This is a genomic window from Bartonella sp. AP150HLJHH, from assembly GCF_042196385.1.
GTDB lineage: Bacteria > Pseudomonadota > Alphaproteobacteria > Rhizobiales > Rhizobiaceae > Bartonella.
Window position 1 is genome coordinate 1 of record NZ_JBHIQC010000078.1, and the last position, 2,039, is coordinate 2,039.

Sequence of the window (2,039 nt, forward strand, 5' to 3'; positions counted from 1 at the left end):
ATGGTTTTTTCTGTTTGTGTGTAGCGTGCCGCCAGCACTCGAAAGGCTAAAGCCTCATCTTGATGAGCAGTCCAGCTCCTAGCATTGACAGAAGAAAAGCGTGGACCGGTCACGTAAGGGTGACTTGAGACAAATCTTTGGTGTTCTGCATCAAAATCCCCAAGCTTTGCTAGTGAGACAGAATGATCAGCATCATCGGTTTTAATGACAAAAGCCGTTAAGCGGTCATCCATCACAAGGAGTGGTACATCATAGCGTGCTTCTGCCCATCCTGCCTTTGCGCCCTTCATAGAATAAAAGCTTTGCGCTTGAATATCGGCGGTCGGATAACCGTTTTCTGTAGTGACCAAATCAATCACCAAATCATGGTTCTGATTGCCGATTTTGCAAAGATGAAAGTCAATACCGGTAATTTGCCGTGTTTCATCGGGGGTAAAAACTTGCGCTTGTGGGTCAAATTGCGTCCAGATCTTCACTGTTGTGGTGCGCCGCATCACTTTCACATCAATCACGCCTTGACCTGTAAAAAGCCCTGTTGCAATTGTTCCACCTTTTCCCCGTGCCACAACATTTTTTGTGCCAGCCGTAATATTTTGTGGAATCGTGAAAGCGCCCTCAAGGGTGCCCTTGCTATCGGCAATAAGGAGACTCTTTGGTAAAACATTCACACCATCAAAGGTAAGACTTTCCAAGATTTCGCTACTGCCAAAACCTTCAATTTTAAAGTGAAGGGTAATTTGTCTTAAAAAGTCGATTTGTTCTTGGTGTGTGTTGATGAAATTATCGCTTACTTCTGTTCTACGTATGGTACTGCCGCGATGTTTTCCCATAATGATTTGATTGGTGATACCCGAGAGCCAATCGGTGCGTTGTTCATGCCAAAAGTCTGTTGCGGGTTCAAGGGTTACTGTACCAGGCAGGGGTGCAAAATTTTGATAAGGATTGATTTTTTCGCAAGCCGTTGTCAACTCTTGCGCAATGATCACTTCATTTGTCCAGTCAAGGGTGACAGGCGCTGTAAGATTAGCGGTGTAAAAGGTTGGATCAATGGCGAGCTGTAAAATGCCGTTGCCTACAGCCCCCGTTTGTTGAAAGCCTTCATCTCTGTAACTATCATCAAGAAAAGGGTCTGCAAACATGCCCTTTTTGGCAACAGGTTCTTTAGAGTCAACATTGCTTTTAATACGCTCTAATTGCATCAGACGGTCAAGCGAAAGCACTCGTTGAAAATAGCGCCACATCTCATCATAGGGGGCAACCCGTGTGCCATCATTGACCACAACCGGCGTTTCAAGCCAATTGTTGGTGATCGTTGCAAGGGACAACACATCATCAGGGACATTTGGTGCCATGGAGTGATCTGATGAAACTCCTTTGATATAGACGACATTGCCCCCCGTGTTGAGACCGATACGGTCAATGCGGGGCAATTTATAAGTGTAACTGACGATAATATCACCACCCTCCGCACCCCCTGAGACAGTAATTTCCTGTGCTGTGACTTTATCAGCCGTGATTTTTGCGCGATAGCGATAAGTCACCTTATAGCTGCTCCCTGCTAAAGGTTCGTCTCCCACCGGTGCCCAATCAATGGTGTCTCCTGTTTTTTTAAAATCTGTGCCTTCTTTAAATTCCTTGCTTCCTTGAACGACTTTAATAAACGCGGTGATGCTTTTATCAGGAACACCATCACGCCCAGCGGCAACGGCACCACGGGTGACGGTAACGGTCTTTTCTTTTGTCAACAAAAGAGATTGAATATCGGCAAGAGGAAAATAATAGGGTTTAAAGGTGAAACTTGTTTTCCCTTTTGGGGGCGCAAAAATATGCGTTTCGCTAGGAACAACGCTTGTCGAAAAGTCCTCGAGTTCTTCATGACGCAAAGCCGCTAAGCGTTTGCGTTTAAAGCCATTGATATTGGCTTCTCCTTCTTGAATACTAAACACTTGGCAACCGTTATTGGCTCCCAATGCGCTCACACGGCAGCCACTCACGATATAATGCCCATGGGCGCGGTCGTACGTCGCAATAGCTTGCAT

1 protein-coding gene is annotated in these 2,039 nt (G+C 45.8%); it reads right to left on the reverse strand.

Annotated elements, in window-relative coordinates:
- Positions 1-2,039: DUF4815 domain-containing protein (locus ACFING_RS09625; RefSeq protein WP_375630732.1), on the reverse strand; the 2,039-nt coding region annotated here is incomplete at both ends.